The sequence below is a fragment of the Nocardia sp. NPDC003693 genome (assembly GCF_053981095.1).
Map to the genome: position 1 here is coordinate 36,911 of NZ_JBSFNO010000033.1, position 18,333 is coordinate 55,243.

Below are 18,333 nucleotides of genomic sequence, written 5' to 3' on the forward strand. Positions count from 1 at the left end.
CGCTCCCGGAGGCAGAACCTACCAGGGCAACGTAGCCCCGCGACCGCGCGGCCGTCCGAGAATTCGGCGAAACATACTGGGTCGCGCGGGAATCCCGGGCCGCACGGGAAGACGACGGCGGCGGCCACCCGTCCGGGTGACCGCCGCGCACGGGCCGGGCCTAGGTCTCGGCGTGCCGGCGCGCGAGCAGTGGATACGCCGCGCACACCAGCGCGCCCCACACCGCACCGACGATGATCGCGGTCCGGCCCGCCTCGGTGAAGAACAGCAGCACCACCACCAGGACCAGGAACGCCAGTGCCAGCGCGGTGGTGACCGGCGCGCCCGGCAGGCGGTAGTCGCTCGCGGGCAGCAGCCCCCGCCGCACCCGGGCGCGGTACAGGAAGTGGCAGATCAGGATCATGCCCCAGACGAAGATGATGCCGATCGTGGACACCGAGGTGATGTACGCGAACGCCTTGTCCGGCGAGAAGTAGTTCACCCCGACGCCGATCACCATGACCGCCGCCGACAGCGCGATGCCCGCCGCGGGCACCGACCGCGAGCTGAGCGTGCCGAGCCGGGCCGGGGCCTCCTCGCGCTGGGCGAGGCTGCGCAGCATGCGCCCGGTGGAGTAGATGCCGGAGTTGCAGGACGAGAGCGCCGCGGTGAGCAGTACGAAGTTGATGATGGCGGCCGCGCCGGGAATGCCGATCTGCTCGAACACCTCCACGAAGGGACTGCGCCCGGAGTGGAAGGTTCGCCAGCTCGAGACCGACATGATGACGATGAGCGCGCCGATGTAGAACAGGCCGATGCGGAACGGCAGGGTATTGATGGCCTTGCGCAGGGTCCGCTTGGGGTCGCGGGCCTCGCCGGCGGTGACGCCGACCAGCTCCACGCCCACGTAGGCGAACAGCACGATCTGCAGCACCAGCAGCGCCTGGCCGAAGCCGTTCGGGAACACGCCGCCGTCGTTCCACAGGTTGGTGACCGTCGGGTTGCTCGCGTTCCCGAAGTGGAACACCAGCACGCCGATGCCGATGAGAATCATGGCCACGATGGCGGTGACCTTGATGGTCGAGAACCAGAACTCGCCCTCGCCGAACAGGCGCACCGAGACCAGATTCGCCAGGAACATGATGCCCAGGACCACGAGCGCGGTCACCCACTGCGGAATGTCGAACCAGTACTGCACGTACTTGCCGGCCACGGTGATCTCGGCCATGCAGGTCGCGACCCAGACCGCCCAGTAGGTCCACCCGGTGGCGTAGCCGGCGAAGCGGCCGAGGAACTCGTTGGCGTATTCGGCGAAGCTGCCCGCGACCGGGCGATAGGTCAGCAGTTCCCCGAGAGCCCGCATGATCACGAAGATGGCCAGGCCGGCCGCCAGGTAGGCGAGGATGAGCGCCGGTCCCGCCTGTTCGATCGCTCCGCCCGCACCGTAGAACAGGCCGGTGCCGATGGCGCCGCCGATCGCGATCATCTGGATGGTGCGGGGCGAGAGGCCGCGCGCATACCCCTCGTCGGTGGTGGCCGAGCCGGGCTCGGCCGCCGGTCTTTCCGTGCTGTTCGAGGCTGTCAAGAACGTTCCTTCCACACGTGCGTGCGGCCGCACCGAGCCTCGCCGTCGTGCGCGCGGGACGCCGGGGACCGCGCCGAGCTTGCCGACGGGTTGCCGAGCTCGGTCCAAGGCGTGTCAGATTACCGGAGGCGACCGGCGCGCCCAGACCAGAGTTACCGGTCGGTATCCACCTCGACCAGCTCCAGGCCGGTGACCACCTCGGTCTCGATCCGGATGACGTGATCGGTCGGCATGTTGACCCACGGATCGAGCAGGGTCACATAGCGCCGCACCTGTTCTCGGTCGGTGACCACCCGGGCCACCCCGGTGACGATGACGCTCCAGCCGCTGCGGGTCTGCTCGTCGAAGTCGTCCGCCTCGTAGGCGACCACCTGCCCGTCACCCTGCAGCAGACCGGCGCCCAGGTGCGCGCGCACCACGATAGCGTCCAGCTCGACAATGTGGTTCACGGGCCGAATGATCGGAACACCGCGGCGGGAGAGGCATATTCGGCCGTACTGCGCACCGGCCAAGCGTTTCAGTGAATCGGCAGCCGAGAGCTCGCGCAGCTTTCGTTCACCATCGCCGACCATCCCTCCGATTGTGGCCGAAACTTCCGATTTATGCCAATTATGTTGCGACAACGCACGGTTCGTACTGCAAGACTCAGCGCACCGGGGGCACGTCGACCTGGGCCGGAACCTTGTCGGTGCGCAGGCCCTTCCAGCTCGGCATGCGCAGTCGCCCGCCCCGGAATTCGCGGTACTGCACGTCCCCCACCAGGATCGTCTCGACCCAGTGCCAGCCGCCGGCCGCCGCCTCGGGCGGTGACTGCTCGAAAGGGCTTGCCGGGACCGCGATCTGATCGAGCGTGTCGCGAATGGCGCGCCGCGCCGCCTGGGTGAAACCGGTACCGACATTGCCGAGAAAGACCAATCGCCCGTTCTCGTCGTGCGCGCCGAGCACCAGCGAGCCGAAGGTCGATTGCATCGCGCCGGTGCCCGGCGTCCAGCCCGCGACCACCACCTCGGTGTTGTTCCGCAGGGGCGTTTTGATCCAGGCGGGCGAGCGCCGCCCCGGAAGATAGACGGAATCGACGCGTTTGGACACGATTCCTTCCAGCCGATGCTCTTCGGCGGCGTAAAGCAACTTCCTGGCGTCCATGCCGACCCAGTGCGGCGGCGCGGACAGCGGGGCGGGCAGTTCCAGTTCGGCGAGCCGCGCCCGGCGGTCCAGATAGGTCTCGCCCGTGGTGTCCAAATCGCCGATCGCCAGGACGTCGAAGACGAAGAAGCGCACGGGTACCTCGGCCAGCAGCTGCTCGCCGGGACGCTCCACGTGCATGCGCCGCTGCAGCAGGCCGAAGGACGGCGCGCCGTCGCGTTCGGGGGCGACGATCTCACCGTCCAGCACGAGGGTTCCGTTGCCCGGCACGGCTTTCAACGCCGCCACCACCTCGGGATACGACGATCCCACCGCGTTGCCCGCCCGGCTGTAGAGCGCGCACTCACCGTCCCGGCGCACCGCGATGATGCGGACTCCGTCCCATTTCATCTCCACCGCCCAGTCCGGGCCGTTCGGCGGACGACCGGCGGTCGCCAGCATGGGCGCGGGGACGTGCGCGAGCGGCCAGACCACGGCGGCCGCTACCCGCGCCGGCAATCGGACATGGAGAACATGCCCGGGAGTTTGCCTCCGGATCGCGGGCGGGTCGCGGCGGCTCGCCGGGGCCGGTCCCGGTTGTTACCCCGGGACCGGCGGACCCCCTACTTGGCGGAGATGCCCTGCCGGCGCAGCACGTCCAGGACCTCGCCGTAGCTGAGCGAGGACGTGACGTCCAGCGTCTCGGACGCGGCGTCGGTGCTGACCGCGGTCACCGAATCCATGCCGCGCAGGGCCTGCTCGGCGAGATTGGCCTCGCTGGCGAAATGCGGCAATTCGAACCTGTAGCCCATGACGGCCACCCTTTCGACGGATTCCACTGACACCTCCGCAGTAGCCGGATCGGCGCGAGTCAAACGTGTGCCGGCGACAACCGGCGCATCTCCGCTGCGCCACAGCCGTTCTCGCCGCGTCCGTCTAGGGTCGAGCCATGATCGCGATTCCGGCGGCTTTCGACCGGCTCACCGTGGAGCGGGAGGGCGCGACCGGCCGCGCGTGGATCGCGGCGCTGCCGGGCCTGCTCGACGAACTGCTGGACCGCTGGTCGTGCACCCCGGTGGGAGCGCCCCTGCACGGTCACGTCGGGGTCATCGTCCCGGTGCGGCACCCGGACCTGCCCCCGGCGGTCCTGAAGGTCTCGTTCCCCCATCCGGGCAACGTCAACGAACCCGATGCCTTCCAGGTCTGGGACGGGCGCGGGGCCACGCGGCTGTTCCGCCGCGACGACGACCGTTTCGCCATGCTGCTCAAGCGGGCGAGTTCGCGGACGCTGGCCACCGTCACCGATCACGAACGCGCGCTGCGGATCCAGGGCGCGCTCACGCGCCGGCTGGCGGTTCCGGCGCCGCCCGGGCTGCCGGCCCTGGCCGACGCGGCCCTGCGCTGGGAGCGCGAGATGATCTCGAACGCAGCGGCTTTCGGCCATCCGCTGCCGGACGCGGTCTACGCTCCGGCGCTGGCCACGCTGCGCGAGCTCGGCCCGGACCAGCCCGCGACGCTGGTGCACGGCGATCTGCACGACGCCAACATCCTCGCCGCCGACCGCGAACCCTGGCTGGTCGTGGATCCCAAGGGACACACGGGCGACCCGGCCATCGACGCGCTCAACGTGATTCGCAGCCCGCGATACCTGGAACTGCTGCACAGCGCGGAGCTGCGGTCGCGGGTGCGGCGGCTGCTGCACATCTATTGCGACGCGGCCGAACTCGACTTCGACCGCACCCGGCGGTGGACGCAGGCCGGGGCGGTTCGTGAGGCGCTGTGGGGCAGGGCGCACGGCGATCCCGACTGGCTGGTCGAGGCCACGGACAGGCTGGCGGAGGCGCTGACCTGATCGCCGTGGTCGGTGCGGACATGCCCGTTGAACGGCCGCACGAACACCGATCGACACAGCGCACGCACGGCGGTCGATACAGCGAGTGGACGCCGGTCGACTCAGCGCCACCGGGAGCGGCGTAGAACGCCGATATGCACTGAACATCAACGGCATTCGTGGTCGGTCGCGCGGTGTCGAGGGCGGTGCCGACGGGGGCCGCCGACCGGCCCGTGGCGCGGCCGCTGCCGCGGGCTGTCATTGTGTTGGGCAACGACATGAGGATGGGCGCGCCGACACGCGTCCCGGTGAGGAACACGACATGAGCTTCGCGGACAAGTACGGACCCTGCGCGCTGGTGGTGGGCGCGGCCATCGGATTGGGGGCCGAGTTCAGCCGCCAACTCGCCGCGCAGGGCGTGGATTTGATCCTGGTGTCGCTCGAGGACGACGAACTCGCCGCGCTGGCCAAGGAACTCGAAGCCGCGCATGGGATTCGGGCGCAGACCGTCGCGGGCGACATCACGGCGCCGGAGACCCTGGACCGGATCGAGCTGTGCGCGGCGGGCACCGAGATCGGGCTGGTCGTGTACAACGCGGGGCTGTCGATCTGCGGAGAATGGCTCGATACGCCGCTGGAGAGTCATCTGAAGGTGCTGGACGTCAACGTCACCGGCATGTACCGGGTCGTGCACCGCTACGCCGCGCCGATGCTCGAGCGCGGACGCGGCGGCGTCATCCTGCTCAGCTCCATGTCCGGGTTGCTCGGCACCCCGATGTACGCGTCCTACGCGAGCACCAAGGCCCTCACCCTGCACCTGGCCGAAACCCTGTGGGAGGAATGGCGATCCAAGGGCGTGGACATCACCGCCGTCATCCCCGGCGCGACCGAGACCCCGGGGTATCGCAAGGACAACCCCCGCGACAACCGCTCCACCCCCGACGTCATGCCGGTGGGCCCGGTGGTGGCCGCGGGCCTGAACGCGCTCGGCAAGCGCCCGTCGGTGATTCCGGGACGGCTCAACAAATTCAGCGGCACGCTGCTGACGAGGCTGCTCCCCCGCCGGACCGCCATCGGCATCATGGGACGCTCCATGCGCTCGACCTACGGCGGCCGGTGACCTCGAGGGAACTCACGCACGGGGATCCGTTCGCGGCCGATCGATACAGGCGGCGAACGGATTCCGCGATCGGCTAGACGACCTTCGCGTCGATGAGCAGGGTCCAGATCTCGGCCTGATCCACCACCCGCACACCGAGCTTCTCGGCCTTGGTGAGTTTGCTTTCGCCGACGCCCGCGCCGGTGATCAGCATGTCGGTGTTGGCCGAGACCGACGACGCGGCGGTGGCGCCGGCCTTCTCGCACAGGCGCTGGAAGGTCGGGCGGGCCACCTTCTCCCCCGAGCGGGGATCGGCCAGCGCGCCGGTGATGACGACGGTCTTACCCGCCAGCGGGGCGCCCGCGGCCACGACCGGGGGCAGGTCCTCGGCGCGAACGTCCAGGGAGACACCGTATTCGCGCAGGCGCTCGAGCTCCGGGCGCAGCCGGGCCAGGTGCGAGGTCAGCGAGGCGGCGACCTTGGCGCCGATGTCCTCGACCTCGACCAGGCGCTCCTCGCCCGCGTCGGCGACCTCCTCCAGCGAACCGAAGCCCGCGCGGGCCAGGCGGGCCGCGGTGCCCTCCGACGCCATGGGAATCGACAGGCCGATCAGGGCGCGGCGCAGGCCGACCTGCCGGCTGGCGTCGATCGAGTCGATCATGCGCTGCGCGGAAACCTCACCGACGCGATCGAATTCGAGGAGCTGATCCTTGGTGAGGGTGTAGAAGTCCGAGGGGTTCTCCAGGATTCCTGCCTCGGCCAGCCGCTCGATCCACACCTGCCCGATGGCGTCGATGTCCGCCGCCGCGCGCGAGGCCCAGTGGATGAGCCTGCGCACCGACTGGGCGGGGCAGGAGGCGTTGGTGCAGAACAGTTCCCGGCTGTTGCCCTGTTCGGTGACCGGCTGCGCGCAGGACGGGCAGACGGTCGGGGCGAGGATGTCGATCTCCTCGCCGGTGCGCTTGGCGGCGTCGAGAACGCCCGCCACGAACGGGATCACGTCGCCCGCGCGGCGCACCAGGACCGTGTCGCCGACCTTGATGTCGCGGGCGCGGATCACCTCCTGGTTGGCCAGGGTGGCCTTGGTGACGGTAGTGCCGCCCACGAAGACCGGCTCGAGCCAGGCCACGGGGACGATCTTGCCGGTCTTGCCGACGTCCCAGATGACCTCGCGCAGCAGGGTGGTCTTCTCCTCGGCGGCGAACTTGAACGCCAGGGCCCCGCGCGGGGAGTTGGAGCGGGTTCCGGCGGCCGCGTAGGCATCTCGATCCGCCAGGCGCAGCACCGCGCCGTCGAGGTCGTAGTCCAGGTCGTTGCGATCGGTTTCGATGACGCCGATCGCGGCCTGCGCCTGCTCGGCGTCGTCGCAGTGCCGCATCCGCGCGCCCGCGATGCCGAGGGTGCGCAGGCCCTCCTCCAGATCGACGGCGGTGTCCTCGTCGGTGTCGAGGTCGAAGCCGAAGAACTGCAGGCGTCGCTCGGCGACCGTGGCCGGGTCCTTGGCGCGCAGCGTGCCCGCCGCGGCGTTGCGCGGGTTGATCAGCGGCTTGTCCGGGTGCGCGGTGTTGTAGGCGAGGAAGGTCGAGCGCAGCATGACCGCCTCACCGCGGACCTCCACCCGCCCCGGGGTGTCGATGCGGTCGGGCACGCCGTCGACCAAGGCGCGCACCAGCGGGGTCACGTCGTCGCCGGTGGTGCCGTCGCCGCGGGTCGCCGCGTACTGCAGTCGCCCCTCCTCGTAGACCAGCGCCAGCGACAGACCGTCCAGCTTGGGCATGACGACGACCGACTGGCCCGGGAAGCGGTCCAGGAACGCCGCGACCTGTTCGGGCTTGGTGGCCTTCTCCAGCGAGAGCATGGGCCGCGAATGCCGGATCGGGGCGTGCAGCACCCCGGGCGCGCCGACCTGCTCCAGCGGGTTCGGGTCGGGCGCGAGTTCAGGGTTGGCCTCGATCAGCGCGCGCAGCTCGTCCTCGACGGCGTCGTACTCGGCGTCCGCGACCAGCGGCGCGCCCTGATAGTAGGCCTCGCGCAGCTCCACGATGCGGTGCGCGAGCTCTCGGATGTTTTCCCCAATGTCCACGCACGGGACGCTACCCATAAGCACTGACAGGCGGGTGAACCGACCGGTATCGATGGGCGCGGGTATCCGCGTCAGTGGGGGCGGCCCGCGCCGGCAACGGCCGCGGTGACCCGGCCGAGTTGCCGGGTGCCCGGGTCGGTCAGCGGCTCGACGATCAGGGTCGGCATGCCGACCCGCCGGGCGACGCCGTCCCGGTTCTCCCGGTCGCCGACCATCAGCGTCCGCGCCGCGGGAGTGCCGAGGCGGGCGAGCATCTCCCGGAAGATCGCCGGGTCGGGCTTCTGCATGCCGACCTCGCAGGACAGTACGAATGCCCGCTCCTCGATCCGGTCGAACGGCGGTTCGCGGAAGAGCGGCCTGATGTCGAAGTGGATATTGCTCAGGACACCGACCGGGAGGCCGCTGTCGAGCACCGCGCCGACGGTATCGGCGGCATCGGATGCGAAGACGTTGTACGAGGGATCCGAGTCGACATCCCAGAGTGCCCGGGATAGATCGTCGTCGAGACCGGCAGCCGCGAACACGCCGAAATAGGTTTCGCGGTGCCGCTTTTCACCGATGTTGCCGTCCGGGGCCTGCAGGCGGGCACGCAGTTCGGGGGTGTGAATTCTGCGCAGGACCGCGTCGATGTCGGCCGCGTCGATCACCGCGTCCGCAGCCGCGGCACGCACCCGGCGCAGCGCCTCCCGCACCCAGCCGCGCGCGTCCAGTTCGGTGACGAGTGTGCCGCGCCAATCGAAGACGACCGCGGCGATGGGGGCCGCGGGAGATCCCGGCCGGTCGATCCCCTGCTGTGGATTCGGCATGATGCCCGCCATCAGATCAGCACGGCGTCCCGTGCCCGGACCCGGCCCGCTCATCCACGCTGCCGCAGAATTCCTACGCCCGCAGCGGCGGGTGCGGGCGGCGGCGCGCCGCGAACAACGCTCCGATGCCCAGGTTTGATGCCTCGAGCAGCGGGAATTGCAGCACCATGTTCACCATCATCGGGCTCATCGCCCTCCTCGGCGCGGTGGCCATCGGAGTCGCCGGCATCCAGGCCAACAGCGGCGAAAACCATATGCTTCCCAATGGTTTCACCGTATTCGACCACGCGTACGGCGGCTCGGCGGGGCTGCTGTTCGCCTACGGCATCCTCATCGGCGCCGTGGGCACCTGCGGGCTCATCATGATGCTCGCGGGGCTGTGGACCACCTCGCGGCGCGGCGCCGTCGCCCGCCGGGAGCTGAGACAGTCACGTCGCGAAATGGCCGCGGCGCGAACCGAACTCAGCAAGCCCGTACCGCCTGCGACGCCGAAACCCGCGGCCAAGCCCGCGTCGGCCGCACCCGCTCAGGAACCGACCTGGTCGTTCAACAAGTTCCTGAACCGCACCCAGAGCTCCAAACCGGTGGGCTCCGGCACGGCGGATTCGCTCTCGAAATAGGAAATGATCATGGTTATTTTAGGTCTTGTTCTGCTCATCGCCGGTTGGCTGCTCGGCTTCTCGCTGCTGACCACCATCGGCATCATTCTGCTGATCGCGGGCGTCGTCCTGTGGGCGCTCGGCTCGGCCGGTCGGCCGGTCGGCGGGCGGCGCTGGTATTACTGACGTTCGGCTGTGACAGAGCGCCGCGGGGCCCATCCGCTAGCGTCGCACCCATGACGGTGACGGTGCTTGTTCCGGATGATTACGGCCTCGCGGCGCTCTCGCGCGTGGACGGGGTGCACGCGCTGCGGTTCACGCCCGGCGAGCCGCTGCCCGAGGGCGCCGAGAAGACCGAGGTTCTGGTTCCCGGTTTCCTGGTGGGTCCCGAGGCCGCGGCCATCGTGCACGCGCTGCCCGGACTGCGCCTGGTGCAGCTGCTCACCGCGGGCGCGGAATCCTGGGTCGGGAAAGTGCCGGAGGGCGTGCGCATCTCGATCGCGCGCGGCGCGCACGGAGCCAGCACCGCCGAATGGGTCATGACCGGACTGCTCACCGTGTACCGCGAGTTCACCGGCTTCGCGGCGGCACAGCGCGAGCATCGCTGGACCCAGCACCAGACCGACACCCTGCACGGCAAACGCGTCCTGATCGTCGGCGCGGGCAATCTCGCCGAGGAGCTCGGGCGCATGCTCGCCCCGTTCGGCGCCACGGTCACGCTGGTCGGCACGACGGCGCGCGACGGCGTGCACGGGGTCGACGAATTGCCTTCGCTGCTGGGCGATTTCGACGCCGTGGTGCTCATGGTTCCGGTGACGAGCCGGACGGTCGGCCTGGTGGACGCGGCCTTCCTGTCCCGCATGGCCGACGGGGCGATCCTGGTGAACGCCGCGCGCGGCCCGGTGGTCCGCACCGACGATCTGCTCGCCGAGCTCCGGACCGGCCGCCTGCGCGCGATTCTCGACGTCACCGACCCCGAGCCCCTGCCCCCGGGCCATCCGCTCTGGGACGCCCCGGGCCTGCTGCTCACCCCCCACGTGGGCGGCAGCAGCCGCGGCAGCCGGGAACGCGGTTGGGCGATCGCCACCGAGGAGATCGCGCGCTACGTGGCGGGCGAGGAACCCCGCAACCTGGTCCGCGGCGAGTACTGATCCGGCCCGCCGACCGCGCCGAATCCCCCAGCTCAACCCTGCGGTCGCGGCCCCCACCCCAACCCCCGCTGCGCCGCCGAAAGCGCCTCCCCCACCGATACCCTCCTAGGGTATATAGTCGAAATCATGTCCGCTGATCATGCTTCGTCCGGTTCCGGCGCAGACCCGACCCCGACGGGCCACGAGCACGAGCGACACCCGGCCCGCCCGGCCGCCGACATGACCGCTGCCGCAGACCATTCCGGCCACAGCGCAGCGCCCGGCGACGGCACCCACACCGAGCACGACGGCCACCACGGTCACGCCGGGCACGAGCACGCCACCCGGGGCCTGCACGACGGCCACCGCGACTCGGCCGGGCACGGCGACGACGAGCGCGAGGGTCGGGACTCGAGCCACGACGGACAAGACACGGCCGTGCGACGCGATCCCGACGGGCATGACGGCCGGAGCGATTCAGCCGAGCACGGCAACCACGCCACGCACAGCGGCCACAGCGGCCACAACGGGCACGACGAACACAGCGGACACGACGCCCACTCAGGGCACGACGCCCACTCCGGGCACGACGGTCACTCAGGGCACGACGCCCACTCCGGGCACGACGCCCACTCCGGGCACGGGGACCACGTGGGCATGTTCCGGCGCCTGTTCTGGATCATGCTCGTGATCGCCATCCCGACCGTGGCGGCGGACATGATGTTCGCGGACCTGGTGGGGTACGACGTGCCGTCGGCGCTGCGGTGGGTCTCGCCCGCGCTGGGCACGCTCATGTACATCTGGGGCGGGCGGCCGTTCCTGACCGGAGCGGTCAGCGAGATACGGGCGCGGCAGCCGGGCATGATGCTGCTCATCGCGCTGGCCATCACGGTGGCGTTCGTCGCGTCCTGGGGCTCCACGCTCGGGGTGCTGTCGCACGAACTGGATTTCTGGTGGGAACTAGCGCTGCTCATCGTGATCATGCTGCTCGGGCACTGGATCGAGATGCGATCGCTCGGGCAGGCCTCCAACGCGCTGGAGTCCCTCGCCGCGCTGCTGCCCGACGAGGCCGAGCGGGTCGGGGACGACGGGTCCGTCACCACGGTCACGCTGGATTCGCTGCGGACCGGCGACCTGGTCGTGGTGCGGCCGGGCGGCCGGGTCCCCGCGGACGGAACAGTGGAATCGGGCACCGCCGACGTCGACGAATCCATGGTGACCGGTGAATCGCGCCCGGTGCGGCGCACGGCCGGAGATCCGGTGATCGCCGGCACCGTCACCACCGATTCCGCACTGCGCGTTCGTATTTCGGCGGTCGGCGCGGACACCGCGCTGGCCGGCATCCAGCGCCTGGTCGCCGAGGCGCAGAACTCGACCTCGCGCGCGCAGGTGCTCGCCGATCGCGCGGCGGGCTGGCTGTTCTGGTTCGCCTCGGGCGCGGCGGTGCTGACCGCGATCGTGTGGACCCTGCTAGGCGAGCCGGATTCGGCGGTGACGCGCACGATCACCGTGCTGGTCATCGCCTGCCCGCACGCGCTCGGCCTGGCCATTCCGCTGGTGGTGTCGATCGCCACCGAGCGCGCGGCCAAGGCGGGCATCCTCATCACCGATCGCCGGGCGCTCGAGGCCATGCGGACCGTGGACGCGGTGCTGTTCGACAAGACCGGCACCCTGACCCGCGGCGAACCGGCCGTGGCCGGGGTGGCCGCCACGACGGCGGCGGTGAGCGCGGACAAGGTCGTCGCCCTGGCCGCGGCCGCGGAATCGGACAGCGAGCATCCCCTCGGCCGGGCCATCGTCCAGGCCGCCGCCGACCGCGGGCTGACCGTGCCCGTGGCCGGAGACTTCGCCGCCCGCAACGGAATCGGGGTCACCGCTACCGTGGGCGGCGCGACGGTGAGCGTGGGCGGACCCGGCATGCTGGCCGAGCACGGCCTCGATCCCGCACCCGAGGCGGCCGCGTGGGCCGAGGAGGGTTCGACGGTGCTGCACGTGCTGCGGGACGGCGCGGTGGTCGGCGCGCTGGCCCTGGCCGACGAGATCCGGCCCGAATCCGAGCGCGCGGTCGCGGATCTGCACGCCCGGGGCATTCACGTCGCCATGATCACCGGTGACGCCGAACCGGTGGCCCGCACGGTGGCCGCCCGGCTCGGCATCGACGAGGTGTTCGCCGGTGTGCTGCCGCAGGACAAGGGCGCGAAGGTCCAGGCGCTGCAGGACGCGGGCCACCGGGTGGCCATGGTGGGCGACGGCGTCAACGACGCCCCGGCGCTCGCCCGCGCCGATGTCGGCATCGCCATCGGGGCGGGCACCGACGTCGCCATCGCCTCGGCGGGGGTCGTGCTCGCCAGCGACGACCCGCGGTCGGTGGTCTCGGTCATCACCCTCTCGAAAGCGACCTACCGCAAGATGATTCAGAATCTGGTCTGGGCAGCGGGGTACAACATCATCGCGGTCCCGCTGGCCGCGGGCGTGCTGGCGCCCTGGGGCATCACGTTGCCCATGGAGGTCGGCGCCCTGCTCATGTCGGCGTCCACGGTCGTCGTCGCGGTCAACGCGCAGCTGCTGCGCCGCCTGGATCTGCGCCCGGCGCCGCTCGAGTAACCGGTCAGAGCGTGTCCTTGCCGATCGGCCGGTTCAGCTCCCGCCATTCGCGCTCCCAGCGCGCGTTGCGCCGCGACTCCAGCACCGTGCTCGCGATCCACACCGAAGCCGCTGCCGCGCACCAGGTCTCGACCAGCAGCGCGAGGCCGGTGCCGATCCCCTCGGCCGCCGCCGCGCCCGCGCGGGTGGGCGCGGTGGCGGGTTTGCCGTCGCGATCGATCCACAGCGGCACCTGCTCGCCCACCTGAGCGAGGGTGTCGACCTCGACCTTCGCGGTCTGCTCGGTGCCCGCGAAGGTCCAGCGCACCCGTGCCTCGTAGCGATCGTGGTACGCCCCGTAGCGATCCGAGGTCCCGAGCCGCACCGCCTGTTCGGTCACCTGCGCCTCGACCTGGGACTTGCCCGCGTCCTGGGCCGCGATCCGCGCCGCCGCCCCCGTGTAACCGGCGGTGCCCGCGGCGCCCGCCACGGGCACCGCCACCACCACCGCGATCGCCGCGAAGAACCGCAGCACGATCTCGAATCGATCCGAACCTCGCATGAGCGGACTGGGATTCCAGGGCAGCATCCGCCACCACCGAATCGACCAGGACGGCGTCTCCGACACCCGGCCCACCTCCTCCCGGTGCCACACCACCGACTACCCGATAGCAATACCCACTTCGATACCCCGCAAAAAGTGGTTTGTGCAGGGAAAACGCAACGACACGCTTATGTGACACGCCGAAGCGACCGAAACGTGCCGATTCCGTTCCCGCTCCGCGCACTTCGCCGCCCCGCGGACTCGAATCCGCAGCGCCGCCGTCGGATTCGAGTCCCGAGCGCCCGCGCCGGATCGGCCGCCCGGTTCATCCGGTACGACGTCCCCCGCCGAACACCCCCGCACGGGCCGCCCCCGGACGAGCCGTTGACCACACCCGAACGGATGCTGAAAGTTAGCCGGGTAAGGTCGAGGTCACCCGCACGTTCGACCCGGATCAGCCATTCATCGACGAGGGAGGCTCGGATGGATCTCGCCGCCGACAATCCGCATCAGCTGGCATCGGCCCCCGTCGTGGTCGGGGTCGACGGGTCGCCCGCCGCCGCGGACGCGGTGCGCTGGGCCACCGACATCGCGGCGCAGCGTGGGCGTGAGCTGCTCGTCGTGACCGGAACCAACCTGGACGTGACCCGGGCGCTGCTGGGCTCGTACTCGCAACTGCAACCCGACGTCACCGAGTCGATCCACCAGTACGGCGACGAGAAGGTCTCCGCCGCAGCCGAACTCGTGCGAGAGCTGGCACCTGCCGCGGTCGTGCGCACCGAGGTGAGCAGCGCGCACCCGGCCTCGCTGCTGATCGAGCTCTCCGCGAGCGCGCATCTGGTCGTGATCGGCGGCCCCGTCGATCGCACCGGCGCGGGCCGGCTGGGGTCGATCCTGCTGGCGGTCGTGAGCAAGAGCGACGGCGCGGTGGTCGTCGTGCGCGGCGCCGAGCGCCGCTGGAGCGACGGGCCGGTGGTCGTGGGTGTGGACGGCAGCGCCACCAGCGACGCGGCCACGGCCGCGGCCTTCGAGGAGGCGTCCCTGCGCGGCGTTCCCCTGGTGGCGGTCCACGCCTGGCAGGAGCCCTTCTACGAGAGCTACGCCCGGCTGCTGCAACCGCCCGCCGATCCCGAGGATGTGCTGCGCGCCGAGGAAGAGGTCCTGGGCGAGCGCCTGGCCGGGTGGCAGGAGCGATTCCCGGATGTGAGTGTGCGGCGGCAGGTGGTGCGGGGCGACGCCCGGGAACTGCTCGCCGAGATGTCCGAAACCGCGCAGTTGCTGGTGGTGGGCAGCCGCGGTCGCGGCGCGATCGTCGGCGGACTGCTCGGCTCCACCAGCAACACCCTCGTGCAGCGCTCGCACTGCCCGGTCATGGTGGTGCACGAAGCACGGAACCGCGGGTGACCACCGCGCCGGCCGAGGGCCAGACCGTACCCGATCGGCACACGGTCGAGGCGGCCCTGACACTGGCGTCCCGCGCGCCGTCGGTGCACAATTCGCAACCGTGGCGCTGGGAGTGGCAGGGCGGGGTGCTGCACCTGTTCAGCGATCGCACCCGCCAACTCCCCCTGGCGGATCCGCGCGGCCGGCAGATGATCATCAGCTGCGGGGCGATGCTCCAGCACGCCCGCACCGCCTTCCTCACGCTGGGCTGGGGCACCGAGATCACCCTGCTGCCCGAACGCGACCGGCCGGATCACCTGGCGGCGTTGCGCTTTCGCGCGGGCCCGGAACTGCCCGACGCGGTGCGGATCCGAGCCGAGGCCATCACCGCGCGGTACTCCGAGCGCCGCCCCATGCGCGCGCCGCGCGAGTGGTCCGAGGTCCCGGACGAACTCGCGCACCTGGCGGTGCGGTTCGAGATCCTGCTGGACGTCCTGGACGAGCGGGCGCGTACCGAACTGACCAAAGTGTCCGGGCAAACCGCCGCGCTCCAGCGGTACGACATGCCGTACCAGGCCGAATTGCGCTGGTGGGCAGGCCATTCCGGCCAGTCGACCGGGATTCCGGAGCGCGCGCTCAACCCGCACGCCGCCGCCGCGCTGGTCCCGATCGCCCGCGACTTCCCGCAGCCGGAGGGCGCCGACGCGCCGCGGGACCGCACCCCCGACGCCGCCGCCCTACTGGTGCTGAGCTCCCCCGCCGACACCCCCGACGACTGGATCCGCACCGGCGGCGCGCTGTCCATCGTGCTGCTCGAGTGCGCGGCCGCCGGGATCGCGACCTGCACACTGACCCACATCACCGAGTTGGCCCAGGCCCGCAACCTCATCGCCGGTCTGCTCCCCGATCACACCGTGCCGCAGTTGATCATTCGTGCGGGCACGGCCCCGGACGACGGCCCGCGCACGGCAACCCCCCGCCTTCCGGTCTCGGACTTCCTCGTCGTGCGCTAGCGCCGGGGCGGACTCCGGTACCCATTCCGCCGCGGCGTCGCGATGCGCGGCCTGCGCGCTCCCGCCCGGGTGCCGTCGGCCCCACTCGGTTCGGAGAACACGCGGCCCACGGGATTCCGGATCCGGCCGGCTATTTCATCGGCGAGTTCGCCTACATGATTGTTGTAGCCCGGCTTGAAAGTCGCCGGTAGTCGCCCCTTTTAAATTTCGACGACCGTAAATGGTGATCGGCATCGGCCGCGAAACTACCTTTGCAGTCGCGGCACACGGTGGGCGCTTTCGCGACGCGACCCCGGCATCGCCGCTCCACCATCGTCCGTGTCGGGGTCCGAGCGCGCTCGGCCTCCGGAGGGGAGTTCGCATGTCCAGCACCGGCGACGTGATCATCACCGCCGCGGCCCTGCGCGATCAGCTCGGGTCCGATCGTCCCGTGGTCCTGCTCGAGGTGCGGCGCGAGCCCGCCGACGACGCCGCGGGCCGCATTCCCGGCGCGCGGCCGGTGGCGCTGAGCACCGATCTGGTCGCACCGCCGTCCGAGGGTTCGGGCGCTTTCCCGCTGCCGGACCCGGCGCGGTTCCAGGATGCGGTGCGCCGCTGGGGAATCGACGCCGGCACCCTCGTGGTGGTCTACAGCCCCGAGGCCCCGGCACTGGCCGCGCGCGCCTGGTGGACCCTGCGCTGGGCCGGTGTTCCCGAGGTGCGCTACCTCGACGGCGGCCTCCTGGCCTGGACCGCGCTCGGCGGCGAACTGAGCGATGAGTTGCCGGAGGTGACACCCGGTTCGTTCACCGTGGTCCCCGGCTCGCTGCCGGTGCTCGACGCCGACCAGGCCGCCGGCCTCGCGCGATCGGGCGTACTGCTCGACGCCCGCGATCTCGCGGGCTACGCCGGAGATCCTGCGGGCGGCCATATTCCGGGCGCGGTGCATCTGCCGGGTGCGGACAACATCGACGCGAACGGCCTGCTGCGCGGCGCCGACGAGTTGATCGCGGCCTACACCCGGGTGGGGCTGGGCCGGACCGAGGGGTGGGGCGCGTACTGCGGCGGCGGCACCGGGGCCACCCTCGACGTGCTGGCGCTGGCGGCCATCGGCGTCACCGCCGCTCTGTATCCCGGTTCGTTCTCGGAGTGGGTCACCGACCCCGCCCGCCCGGTGGTGGCGGGCACCCAGCCGGGCTGATCCGGACCACCCCACCGCAATACACCCGCCGAGGTCGATGCCCCATGTCCGAACGCACGCTGCATCTCAACGTCAATGTCACCGGGGCCGGTATCCACCCGGCGGCCTGGCGCACACCCGGGACCGACCCCCGGGCGTTCTTCGATCCCGCGCACTACGCGAGGGTCGCCCGCATCGCCGAGGACGGGCTGTTCGACACCGTCTTCATGGCGGACAATTCCTACCTGCACCCGGAGGGGTATCCCAACTCCGGGCTCGATCCGATCGTGACCCTGGCCGCCATGGCCGCCGCGACGTCGCGCATCGGCCTGATCGGGTCGTATTCGACCACGTTCCACCAGCCGTACGCCATCGCGCGGGCCTTCGCGTCCCTGGATCACCTCTCCGGCGGGCGGGTGGGCTGGAACGTGGTCACCAGCCGCAACCGGCCCGAGGGACACAACTACGGCTTCGCCGAACTGCCCGATCGCGCCGCGCGATACGAGCGTGCCGTCGAGACGGTGGAGGTCGTCACCGCGCTGTGGGACAGCTGGGCGCCGGGTGCGCTGGTGCTGGACACCGCGGCCGGGATCGCCGTCGATCGCGATCTGATCAAGCCGATCGACCATGCCGGACAGCATCATTCGGTGGCCGGGCCACTGCAGCTGCCACCCTCCCCGCAGGGCCGCCCGCTACTGACCCAGGCCGGCGGCTCCGAGGGCGGTCAGGATCTGGCCGCCCGCTTCGCCGACGCGGTGTTCGTCTCCGCGCTGTTCATCGAGCCGGCTCGGGAGTACGCCGCGCGGCTGCGGGCGGCCGCCGCGAAATACGGTCGCGCGCCCGGCAGTATCGCGGTCATGCCCGGCATCAATCCCGTGGTCGGCTCGACCGAGGCCGAGGCGCGGCGCCGGATCGCCGCGCACGACGAGATCACCGGGTGGACAGGCGATCCGATCGAACGGTTCGCCCGCTGGGCGAGCGTCGACCCGCGGGCCCTGGACCCGGACCGGCCCTTCCCCCTGGAGCTGCTGACAACGACCGGAGACACCTACAGCTCGGTGGGTTTCGACACGTCGATCCGGCTCTACCTGGAACGCAATCGGCATCGGACCGTGCGCGAACTGGCCGCCGAGCCGAGGCAGGGCCACCGCACTGTCGTCGGCGGCCCCGAGCAGATCGCCGACGATCTCGAACACTGGTTCCGCACCGGGGCCGCCGACGGCTTCGTCATCCAATTCGACACGCTACCGGGCGGTTTGGAGCTGTTCGTCGAGCATGTGATCCCATTGCTGCAGCGCAAGGGCATCTTTCGCCGCGAGTACGCGGAGCGGACCCTGCGCGAGCGCTTCGGAGTGCCGCACCCGCGCGCCTGACCCCCACGGGCCCGACCGGACCGGACAGCGCGCCGCTGAACTCG

At 71.0% G+C, this 18,333-nt stretch carries 17 protein-coding genes; 10 read left to right on the plus strand and 7 right to left on the minus strand.

Going from position 1 to position 18,333, the window contains the following annotated elements; genetic code table 11:
• Positions 1–160 precede the first annotated feature (160 nt).
• From ACWDOP_RS29250 to ACWDOP_RS29265, 4 genes are all read right to left on the minus strand, one after another.
• Positions 161–1,564, minus strand: a complete 1,404-nt coding sequence (locus tag ACWDOP_RS29250) for an amino acid permease (RefSeq protein WP_456347606.1) — start codon at positions 1,562–1,564, stop codon at positions 161–163.
• A 152-nt stretch (positions 1,565–1,716) separates the two neighbouring features.
• On the minus strand, positions 1,717–2,136 hold the full coding sequence (locus ACWDOP_RS29255) for a pyridoxamine 5'-phosphate oxidase family protein (protein ID WP_456347607.1): 420 nt from the start codon (positions 2,134–2,136) through the stop codon (positions 1,717–1,719).
• 73 nt (positions 2,137–2,209) lie between these two features.
• Positions 2,210–3,205, minus strand: a complete 996-nt coding sequence (ligD, locus tag ACWDOP_RS29260) for a non-homologous end-joining DNA ligase (protein ID WP_456347608.1) — start codon at positions 3,203–3,205, stop codon at positions 2,210–2,212.
• 104 nt (positions 3,206–3,309) lie between these two features.
• Positions 3,310–3,498 carry a hypothetical protein gene (locus ACWDOP_RS29265; protein ID WP_454200374.1) on the minus strand — a complete coding sequence of 63 codons (189 nt, stop codon included), beginning with the start codon at positions 3,496–3,498 and terminating at the stop codon, positions 3,310–3,312.
• Positions 3,499–3,635: 137 nt separating this feature from the next.
• Here ACWDOP_RS29265 and ACWDOP_RS29270 point away from each other — a divergent pair, with 137 nt between their 5' ends.
• Together ACWDOP_RS29270 and ACWDOP_RS29275 are read left to right on the plus strand one after the other, a co-directional pair.
• The gene (locus tag ACWDOP_RS29270) at positions 3,636–4,538 is read left to right on the plus strand and encodes an aminoglycoside phosphotransferase family protein (protein WP_456347609.1); all 903 of its coding nucleotides are present in this window, start codon (positions 3,636–3,638) and stop codon (positions 4,536–4,538) included.
• A gap of 301 nt (positions 4,539–4,839) precedes the next feature.
• The gene (locus tag ACWDOP_RS29275) at positions 4,840–5,637 is read left to right on the plus strand and encodes an SDR family NAD(P)-dependent oxidoreductase (protein ID WP_456347610.1); all 798 of its coding nucleotides are present in this window, start codon (positions 4,840–4,842) and stop codon (positions 5,635–5,637) included.
• A 73-nt stretch (positions 5,638–5,710) separates the two neighbouring features.
• On the opposite strand, the gene ligA is transcribed toward ACWDOP_RS29275, so the two are convergent.
• Together ligA and ACWDOP_RS29285 are read right to left on the minus strand one after the other, a co-directional pair.
• Positions 5,711–7,699 (minus strand): NAD-dependent DNA ligase LigA, encoded by a 1,989-nt coding sequence (ligA, locus tag ACWDOP_RS29280; protein ID WP_456347611.1) that lies wholly within the window; start codon positions 7,697–7,699, stop codon positions 5,711–5,713.
• Positions 7,700–7,770: 71 nt separating this feature from the next.
• Positions 7,771–8,505 carry an HAD family hydrolase gene (locus ACWDOP_RS29285; protein ID WP_456347612.1) on the minus strand — a complete coding sequence of 245 codons (735 nt, stop codon included), beginning with the start codon at positions 8,503–8,505 and terminating at the stop codon, positions 7,771–7,773.
• 167 nt (positions 8,506–8,672) lie between these two features.
• Between ACWDOP_RS29285 and ACWDOP_RS29290 the strand changes: the two genes are divergently transcribed.
• From ACWDOP_RS29290 to ACWDOP_RS29305, 4 genes are all read left to right on the plus strand, one after another.
• Positions 8,673–9,125 (plus strand): hypothetical protein, encoded by a 453-nt coding sequence (locus ACWDOP_RS29290; RefSeq protein WP_456347613.1) that lies wholly within the window; start codon positions 8,673–8,675, stop codon positions 9,123–9,125.
• 9 nt (positions 9,126–9,134) lie between these two features.
• On the plus strand, positions 9,135–9,290 hold the full coding sequence (locus ACWDOP_RS29295) for a hypothetical protein (protein ID WP_454200365.1): 156 nt from the start codon (positions 9,135–9,137) through the stop codon (positions 9,288–9,290).
• A 50-nt stretch (positions 9,291–9,340) separates the two neighbouring features.
• A complete protein-coding gene (locus ACWDOP_RS29300) occupies positions 9,341–10,255 on the plus strand; it encodes a 2-hydroxyacid dehydrogenase (RefSeq protein ID WP_456347614.1) in 915 nt (304 codons plus the stop codon).
• A 126-nt stretch (positions 10,256–10,381) separates the two neighbouring features.
• On the plus strand, positions 10,382–12,838 hold the full coding sequence (locus ACWDOP_RS29305) for a heavy metal translocating P-type ATPase (protein WP_456347615.1): 2,457 nt from the start codon (positions 10,382–10,384) through the stop codon (positions 12,836–12,838).
• Between the two features lie 4 nt (positions 12,839–12,842).
• Here ACWDOP_RS29305 and ACWDOP_RS29310 read toward each other — a convergent pair whose 3' ends face one another.
• Positions 12,843–13,445, minus strand: a complete 603-nt coding sequence (locus ACWDOP_RS29310) for an Rv1733c family protein (RefSeq protein WP_456347616.1) — start codon at positions 13,443–13,445, stop codon at positions 12,843–12,845.
• A gap of 399 nt (positions 13,446–13,844) precedes the next feature.
• Here ACWDOP_RS29310 and ACWDOP_RS29315 point away from each other — a divergent pair, with 399 nt between their 5' ends.
• The 4 genes from ACWDOP_RS29315 (at position 13,845) to ACWDOP_RS29330 (ending at position 18,289) form a co-directional block, all read left to right on the plus strand.
• On the plus strand, positions 13,845–14,765 hold the full coding sequence (locus ACWDOP_RS29315) for a universal stress protein (RefSeq protein ID WP_456347617.1): 921 nt from the start codon (positions 13,845–13,847) through the stop codon (positions 14,763–14,765).
• Positions 14,762–15,757 (plus strand): Acg family FMN-binding oxidoreductase, encoded by a 996-nt coding sequence (locus ACWDOP_RS29320; protein WP_456347618.1) that lies wholly within the window; start codon positions 14,762–14,764, stop codon positions 15,755–15,757. Before ACWDOP_RS29315 ends, ACWDOP_RS29320 begins: the two co-directional genes overlap by 4 nt.
• Positions 15,758–16,118: 361 nt before the next feature.
• Positions 16,119–16,937, plus strand: coding sequence for a sulfurtransferase (locus ACWDOP_RS29325; protein WP_456347619.1), 819 nt, complete (start codon positions 16,119–16,121; stop codon positions 16,935–16,937).
• 44 nt (positions 16,938–16,981) lie between these two features.
• Positions 16,982–18,289 carry an NtaA/DmoA family FMN-dependent monooxygenase gene (locus tag ACWDOP_RS29330; protein ID WP_456347620.1) on the plus strand — a complete coding sequence of 436 codons (1,308 nt, stop codon included), beginning with the start codon at positions 16,982–16,984 and terminating at the stop codon, positions 18,287–18,289.
• Positions 18,290–18,333 lie beyond the last annotated feature (44 nt).

Bases quoted from the DNA above. Each gene is read 5' to 3' on its own strand.
- ACWDOP_RS29255 (WP_456347607.1), bottom strand. From the start codon at position 2,136: ATGGTCGGCGATGGTGAACGAAAGCTGCGCGAGCTCTCGGCTGCCGAT.
- ACWDOP_RS29265 (WP_454200374.1), bottom strand. From the start codon at position 3,498: ATGGGCTACAGGTTCGAATTGCCGCATTTCGCCAGCGAGGCCAATCTC.
- ACWDOP_RS29270 (WP_456347609.1), top strand. From the start codon at position 3,636: ATGATCGCGATTCCGGCGGCTTTCGACCGGCTCACCGTGGAGCGGGAG.
- ACWDOP_RS29275 (WP_456347610.1), top strand. From the start codon at position 4,840: ATGAGCTTCGCGGACAAGTACGGACCCTGCGCGCTGGTGGTGGGCGCG.
- ACWDOP_RS29285 (WP_456347612.1), bottom strand. From the start codon at position 8,505: ATGCCGAATCCACAGCAGGGGATCGACCGGCCGGGATCTCCCGCGGCC.
- ACWDOP_RS29290 (WP_456347613.1), top strand. From the start codon at position 8,673: ATGTTCACCATCATCGGGCTCATCGCCCTCCTCGGCGCGGTGGCCATC.
- ACWDOP_RS29295 (WP_454200365.1), top strand. From the start codon at position 9,135: ATGGTTATTTTAGGTCTTGTTCTGCTCATCGCCGGTTGGCTGCTCGGC.
- ACWDOP_RS29300 (WP_456347614.1), top strand. From the start codon at position 9,341: ATGACGGTGACGGTGCTTGTTCCGGATGATTACGGCCTCGCGGCGCTC.
- ACWDOP_RS29305 (WP_456347615.1), top strand. From the start codon at position 10,382: ATGTCCGCTGATCATGCTTCGTCCGGTTCCGGCGCAGACCCGACCCCG.
- ACWDOP_RS29315 (WP_456347617.1), top strand. From the start codon at position 13,845: ATGGATCTCGCCGCCGACAATCCGCATCAGCTGGCATCGGCCCCCGTC.
- ACWDOP_RS29325 (WP_456347619.1), top strand. From the start codon at position 16,119: ATGTCCAGCACCGGCGACGTGATCATCACCGCCGCGGCCCTGCGCGAT.
- ACWDOP_RS29330 (WP_456347620.1), top strand. From the start codon at position 16,982: ATGTCCGAACGCACGCTGCATCTCAACGTCAATGTCACCGGGGCCGGT.